At 70.5% G+C, this 7182-nt stretch carries 6 protein-coding genes; 5 read left to right on the forward strand and 1 reads right to left on the reverse strand.

The window, feature by feature from the left end:
* Window positions 1-10 precede the first annotated feature (10 nt).
* The gene (locus tag LG395_RS40120) at window positions 11-1057 is read right to left on the reverse strand and encodes a zinc-dependent alcohol dehydrogenase (RefSeq protein WP_225814409.1); all 1047 of its coding nucleotides are present in this window, start codon (window positions 1055-1057) and stop codon (window positions 11-13) included.
* Window positions 1058-1183: 126 nt separating this feature from the next.
* On the opposite strand from LG395_RS40120, the gene LG395_RS40125 reads away from it, so the two are divergent.
* The 5 genes from LG395_RS40125 (at window position 1184) to LG395_RS40145 (ending at window position 6706) form a co-directional block, all read left to right on the forward strand.
* Window positions 1184-2587 (forward strand): ABC transporter substrate-binding protein, encoded by a 1404-nt coding sequence (locus tag LG395_RS40125; protein WP_225814411.1) that lies wholly within the window; start codon window positions 1184-1186, stop codon window positions 2585-2587.
* Window positions 2588-2617: 30 nt separating this feature from the next.
* Window positions 2618-3637 carry a carbohydrate ABC transporter permease gene (locus tag LG395_RS40130; RefSeq protein WP_225814414.1) on the forward strand — a complete coding sequence of 340 codons (1020 nt, stop codon included), beginning with the start codon at window positions 2618-2620 and terminating at the stop codon, window positions 3635-3637.
* Window positions 3637-4503: a carbohydrate ABC transporter permease gene (locus LG395_RS40135; protein ID WP_225814415.1), complete on the forward strand. Its 867-nt coding sequence runs from the start codon at window positions 3637-3639 to the stop codon at window positions 4501-4503. Before LG395_RS40130 ends, LG395_RS40135 begins: the two co-directional genes overlap by 1 nt.
* Window positions 4504-4507: 4 nt before the next feature.
* Window positions 4508-5722 carry an ROK family protein gene (locus LG395_RS40140; RefSeq protein ID WP_225814416.1) on the forward strand — a complete coding sequence of 405 codons (1215 nt, stop codon included), beginning with the start codon at window positions 4508-4510 and terminating at the stop codon, window positions 5720-5722.
* A gap of 84 nt (window positions 5723-5806) precedes the next feature.
* Window positions 5807-6706, forward strand: coding sequence for a Gfo/Idh/MocA family protein (locus tag LG395_RS40145; protein ID WP_225814417.1), 900 nt, complete (start codon window positions 5807-5809; stop codon window positions 6704-6706).
* The last annotated feature ends 476 nt before the right edge of the window (window positions 6707-7182 follow it).

The following is a 7182-nucleotide window of genomic DNA, read 5'->3' on the forward strand; positions in this document are numbered from 1 at the left end:
TTCGAGACGTTCAGAATTCCAGCACGACCTGCAGCGCCTCGGCGGGGCGCTCGTCGAGCAGCACGTAGGCGTCGGCGGCGTCGGCGACCGGGACGACGTGGCTGACCAGGGAGGTCACGTCCACCTGGCCCTCGGCGACCAGCCGCAGGAAGGTCTGCTGGAGGCGCTCCACGGTCCAGCGGTGGGACAGCTGCGGCGGGACACCGCCGATCTGGGAGCAGATGAGCTGCACGCGGTTGTGGTGGAACTCGTCGCCGAGGCGCAGGCCGATGCCGTCGCCCTGGTAGAAGCCGGAGGCCACCACCCGCCCGCCGACGGCGACCGACCGCAGCGCGGTGTGCAGGGCGGGGTAGGCGCCGCTGATCTCGATGGCGAGGTCGGCGCCGAGGCCGCCGGTGGCCTCCCTGATGCGTTCGGCCACCTCGTCGGTGCGGGCGTTGAGGGTGTGCCGGGCTCCGTAGCGCTCGGCCGTCCTGAGGCGGCCGTCGAGGGCGTCGACGGCGGTGACGCGGGCGCCGTTGAGCTGGGCGAGGCGGGTGGTGAGCAGTCCGATGACGCCCTGGCCGAAGACGGCGACGTCCTCGCCGAGGTGGATGTCGCCGGCCAGGACGGCGTTGTAGGCGATGGCGCCGACCCGGGCGAAGGCTCCGGCCAGCGGCTCCAGGCCGGCGGGCAGGGTGTGGCCGATCATGCGCTCGGCGGGGACGATGCCCTCGCTGCGGTGGCCCCAGATGCCCCACACCAGGGCGCCGACGGCGGGCAGGCCCGGGGTCCCGGCCAGGTCGGGGGCGACCTCGACGACCTCCCCCACCTCGGAGTAGCCCCAGCCCGCCACGGGGTACTGGATGCCGGCCGCGCCGTCACGGAACAGCCGGGCCTCGGGGTCCCAGGTCCGCGTCAGGTACGGGTTGGTCCCGCGGTAGGCGGTGAGTTCGGTACCGGCCGAGATGCCCGAGTAACGGGTGCGGACCCTCAGGTGCCCGGGGGGCAGATCGGCTCCGGCCTGCTCGGTTACCTCCACCTGGCGGGGGCCGGTGAATTGGACGACGCGTTCCACGGATGACTCCGGAAGGGGTTGCGAGTGCGGTTGCGTCGACAATATCCCGAGCTTATGTCTTGTCAACCAGCAAAAGTGATGCTGTGATGCGTCTTCAACAGACGGAAGTCGTAGCAAGGACATGCAATGCACACCATGAGCCGGCGATCGAAGACGATCGCGGTGGGCATCACGGCGGCCTTGGGCCTGGGGCTGCTCACCGGCTGCGCCAGCAGCACAGGACCGGGCAGACCGGATCGGGAGATCACGGTCTGGTCACAGGAGAACCTCCCGGACCGCGTCGCCGTGACGCAGAAGATCGTCAAGGGCTTCGAGGAGAAGACCGGCATCAAGGTCCACCTCGTCGGGGTCGACGAGGGCCAGATGCCCCAGCTGATCATGTCGGCCGCCGCCTCGGGCTCGCTGCCCGACGTCATCGGCGCCGCGCCCATGGGCCAGGTCTGGCAGATGTACAGCAACGGCCTGCTCAACACCGGCATACCCCGGCAGATCATCGACAAGCTGGGCCGCGGCACCTTCAACGCCAACGCGCTGAGGCTCACCTCGGACGGCGGCCGGAGCCTCGGCGTACCCTCCGACGCCTGGCTGCAGCTGCTGGTCTACCGCAAGGACCAGTTCGACGAGAAACACCTCACGGCTCCGGACACCTACGCCCGGGCGCTCGCCGGCGCCAAGGCGCTGACCACCAAGGGCCGCTACGGCATCTCCGTGGCCACCGACCCGGGGGACGCCTTCACCTCGCAGAGCTTCGAGAGCGTCGCGCTCGCCGACGACTGCCAGCTCGTCGACGGCCGGCACCGGGTCGCCCTCGAGTCGCCGCAGTGCCGAACCGCGTTCAAGACCTACGACGAGCTGGCCCGCACCTACGGCGCCCCGGGCACCCAGACCGTGGACTCCACCCGCGCCACCTACTTCGCCGGCCAGTCCTCCGCGATCATCTGGTCCTCGTTCCTCCTGGACGAACTCGCCGGCCTGCGCAAGGACGCCCTGCCCAGCTGCCCGCAGTGCAAGGGCGACCCGCGATACCTGGCGCGCAACAGCGGCATCGTCACCGCGATGAAGGGCCCCGACGCCGCCGAGCCCGCCCAGTTCGGCGAGATCACCTCATGGGTGACCACCAAGACCGCCGAGACGGCCGCCTCGCGGGAGTTCATCGAGTACATGATGGAAACCGGCTACGAGTCCTGGTTCGGCATGGCCCCCGAGGGCAAGATCCCCGTCCGGACCGGCACCGCCGCGCAGCCCGGGCGCTACCTGGAGGCCTGGCGCCACAGCAGCATCGGCGTCGACACCAAGCAGCCCTTCGACAAGGTCTACCCCTCGAGCCTGCTCAACCAGCTGGCCGCCGGCGTCAGCGACATGCGGCGCTGGGGCATCACCCAGGGCGAGGGCGCGCTCGTCGGCGCCACCAACGGCGAGCTGCCCGTACCGAAGGCCATCGGCGCCATGACCAGCGGTCAGATCTCGCCCTCCGAGGCGGCCGGCGAGGCCGACGACGAGGTCACCGCCCTGCAGAAGTCCCTCCAGTAGCCGCCCCCTGCACGTCACGAAGGTCCCCTCATGACAACAGCTCCCGCCGGCACACCCCAGCGCCGGCACACCGGCGGCAGGTCCACGGACCGGCCCGCCGGACGCGTCCGCCGCCCCATGACGGCGAGCCGCCGCGCCAACCGCGCCGGCCTCGCGTTCGTCTCCCCCACCTTCGTGGTGGTCCTGGTGGTGGTGATCCTCCCCATCCTGTGGACCGTCCTGCTGGCGTTTCAGCACGCCAAGCTGGTCGACATCCAGGGCATGGGCCTGTTCGGCAACTGGACCCTGGACAACTTCCACCAGGTCTTCGGCTCGGCCGGTTTCTGGTCCAGCCTGACCACCACCCTGCTGTACACCGCCGGCGCCACGTTCGGCTCCGTCGCCCTCGGCCTGGTCGCCGCGCTCGCCCTGCGCAAGCCGTTCCGCGGCCGCGGTCTGCTGCGCGCGGCGATGCTGCTGCCGTACGTCGCTCCCGTCGTCGCGGTCTCCTTCGTCTGGGAGGTGGCGCTCAGCCCGCAGTACGGCGTGGTCAACAACTGGGGCCACCGCCTGTTCGGATGGGACGACCCCATCGCCTTCCTGTCCACCCGTTCGTACGAAGTCCACCTGCTCGGCCTGCACTTCGACGTCCCGCTGGCGCTGCTGACCGTCATCGCCTTCGAGACCTGGCGGTACTTCCCCTTCGCGTTCCTGTTCATCCTGGCCCGGCTCCAGGCGGTGCCCGGCGGGCTGGAGGAGGCCGCCCTCGTGGACGGCGCGACCACCACCCAGCGCTTCCGCCACATCCTGCTGCCCCAGCTGATGCCCGTCATCGCGCTGCTGTGCGTGCTGCGCTTCATCCTGACCTTCAACAAGTTCGACGACGTCTACCTGCTGACCGGCGGCGGCGCCGGTACCGACGTCGCCGCCGTGCGGGTCTACGACTTCCTCACCGCCCGTTACGACGTGGGCGCCGCGGCCGCCCAGGCCCTGGTCCTGGCCGTCTCGCTCATGGTCCTGATGGGCCTCTACTTCAAGTTCTTCGGCAACAAGGTCCAGGAGGAGTCGTGATGAGCCGGGCTCAGTTCGAGGAGAGATTCTTCGGCGTCGCGCGCTGGGTGGTCATCGCGTTCCTCGCCGTGATCACGGTCGTGCCCTTCTACTACATGCTGCTGCTGTCGCTGAAGCCCATCGACGCACTGCTGCTCGACCCGGGCTCCCTGTGGGTCTCGGCGAAGGACCTCACCCTCTCCACCTACCGCGACGTGCTGCGCTCCACCGACGACGGCGGCCAGGGCTTCCTGAAGTTCCTGCTCAACTCCGCGCTGGTCTCGCTCGGCACCGTCGCCCTGACCATGCTGGCCGCGGTGCCCGGCGCCTACGCGATCAGCCGGCTGAAGTTCTTCGGGCACCGCCAGGTCAGCGCCCTCTTCCTCGCCGTCTACCTGTTCCCTGCGACGCTGCTTGCCGTCCCGCTGTTCGTCGTCTTCGCCAAACTGCACCTGTCCTCCAGCCTGTTCGGCCTCGCCGTCGTCTACGTCGCCCAGACCGTGCCGGTGGCCATCTACATGCTGAAGAACTACCTCGTCACCATCCCCTCCTCGATCGAGGAGGCTGCGGCGCTCGACGGGTGCAGCCGGCTGCAGACCGTCCGCAAGGTGGTCCTGCCCCTGGCCCTGCCCTCCCTCATGGCGACCGGACTGTACGTCTTCATGATCGCGTGGAACGAGTTCCTGTTCGCCCTGCTCTTCCTCGCCGCGGACCCGGGCAAGTGGACGGTGCCGCTGGGCCTGGCCCAGCTCTCCAACGGCGTCGAGGTGCCGAAGACCGTACTGATGGCCGGATCGGTGGTCCTGACGATCCCCGTGGTACTCCTGTTCTTCGCCGCCGAGCGGCTGCTCACCGAGGGTTTGACCAGCGGTGCCGACAAGAGCTGAGACCATGAGGGAACCGATGCTGACATCGAGCCAGATCAGCGCGGGCGAGCTGTTGCAGCTCATCCGCGGCGGCCACGCGAACACCCGCGCCGATCTCCAGCGGATCACCGGGCTCTCCCGTTCGACCGTCGGCCAGCGACTGGACCTGCTCAACCGGGCGGGATGGCTCAGGCACGTCACGGGTTCCTCCACCGGAGGCCGTCCGTCCCAGCGGATCGTGTTCGACCCGAGGCACGCCTCGGTCATCGCCGTGGACCTGGAGACCAGATACGCCCGGGCCGCGGTCCTCGACCTCAGCGGCACCATCCTCGCCGAGAACACCGGGCCGCTGGACATCACCGAGGGGCCGGAGGTGGTGCTGGACCGACTGGCCGGGTGGTTCCCGGACCTCCTCGCCGCCGCCGGTGTCGACGCCGGCCACGTCTGCGGGATCGGACTGTCCGTCCCCGGTCCCGTGGAGTGGGAGACGGGCCGGGTCATCGAACCGCCGATCATGCCCGGCTGGGACCGGTACCCCATCCCGGAGCGTCTTCAGCAGGCCTACGCCGAACACGTCGGCGGGAGCCTGGAGAACGGCCCCGTCCCCGTGTTCGTGGACAACGACGCCAACCTCATGGCACTGGCCGAACAGCAGGCCAATCACCGGGACTGCACGGCGTTCGTCCTCGTGAAGGTCTCCACCGGCATCGGTGCCGGTGTCGTGGTGGACGGCAAGGTGTACCGCGGGATCGACGGCGGCGCCGGCGACATCGGGCACATCCGCCTGCACGACCGGATCGACGTCTTGTGCATGTGCGGCTCCCACGGCTGCCTGGGCGCCGTCGCCAGCGGCCGGGCGCTGGCGAGGGACCTGAGCGCCCTCGGCATCGAGGCCGCGTCGGCCGCCGATGTCAGGCGCCTGCTCACCGAAGGGCACCCCGACGCCGTCCGGCTGGCCCGAGAGGCCGGACGGAGGGCGGGCGAGGTCCTGGTGACCGTGGTCAGCCTGCTCAACCCCGGCGTCCTCATGATCGCCGGCGAGCTCTCCGGGGTCCCGTTCATGACCGGTGTCCGGGAGCTGCTCTACCAGCGCGCGTTCCCCCGAGCCACCGCCAACCTCCAGGTCGTCACCTCACGCCTGGGCGCTCACGCGGGCGTCATAGGGGCGGCCGCCATGGTCGTCGAGATCCTCTACTCCCCCGACCGGGCCGACGCCCGGCTCGGCTCACTCACCGCCTGAACGGGCCGCCCACGCGGATCCGCCACGGCGAGCGGGGGCTGCCGGCCCCCTCGCGCGCAGCACACTCGTACAGACAGGAAGACCGTGACCGTCACCTCTGCCCCTTGGACGGACCGCCCCGTCGAGGTCGGCCTCGTGGGCGCGGGCCCCTGGGCCCGGGCCATGCACGCCCGTATGCTCGCCGCCGGGCCGGAGACCCGGCTCGCCGCGGTGTGGGCCCGCCGCACCGACGCCGCGCAGCAGACCGCCGCACCCTACGGCGCACACGTCGCCGCCTCCTTCGACGACCTCCTCGACCGGTGCGAGGCCGTGGCGTTCGCCGTCCCCCCCGCCGTGCAGGCCGAGCTGGCGCCGTCGGCGGCGCGGCGGGGAAAGGCGCTGCTGCTGGAGAAGCCGCTCGGCCCGGATCTGCCCGCGGCGCGACGTGTCGCCGATGCGGTGCTCGACGCGGGCGTGGTCTCTCAACTCGTCCTCACCAAGCGGTACCACCCGGTCACCGACGCCTTCCTCGACGCCGCGCGGGGTCGCAAGATCACCGGCGCCCGCTCCTGCTACCTCCACGGAGCTTTCCTCGGCGGCGAGTTCGCAACGGGATGGCGCCTCGAGTACGGGGCGCTGCTCGACCTCGGCCCGCATCTGCTCGACCTCCTCGATACCGCCATCTCACCCATCACCGCCATACGCGGCTCCGGCGACCCCCGCCGATGGATCGAACTGACCTGCGAGCACGAGAACGGGGCCGTCAGTCAGGCGTCCCTGTCCGGTTCCGTCGCCGTCGACCGCGCGCTCACCCGGGTCGACCTCTTCGGCCCCGAAACCACGTTGACCTACGACACAGCCGAGATCGACCACGAGGAGTGCTGGCCGATCCTGCGCCGCAGCTTCGCCTCCGCCATACGCACGAACCGGCCGACGACACTCGACGCAGCGCGCGGGCTGTATCTGCAACGCCTCATGGACCAGGCGATACGAGCGACGCCGTGACCCCGGTCCCACGAACGTTCGCTACGCATGCGCTCCCTCACGACCGTCATACGGTGCCCTCGACCCATGAAGCGCCGGTGAGCTGGCTGACACGAAACGTGCCCAAGACGCAGGGGTTGAACCGCTCCGGGATTGGTGGAGGCTCTATGTGTTGACTCCAGCCGCCGGTTGGGGCTGGTGTTGAGCGTAGTGGTTGGTCATCGCTGCCCCTGCCCCTGCCCCTGCCCCTGCCCCTGCCCCTGCCCCTGCCCCTGTGCATGGTCACGCCGCGGACGTCGCCTCCCTGAGTGGCCGCGGCCCTGTCGAGCGACGCCACCACCAGCTCGGCGTCGTGCCGGGGAGACCAAGCTCGCCGCCCGGGGCTGGCTGCACAAGCGGGGCGACGGGCGGTTCACGGCACGTCCGTAGGCGCGCGGGGCGGGCCCGTAACTGACGGGCCCCCGACGGCAGCAGGGATCGCCTTCCTGCTATAGCAC

The sequence above is a fragment of the Streptomyces spinosus genome (assembly GCF_020400655.1).
Classification (GTDB): Bacteria; Actinomycetota; Actinomycetes; order Streptomycetales; family Streptomycetaceae; genus Streptomyces; species Streptomyces argyrophylli.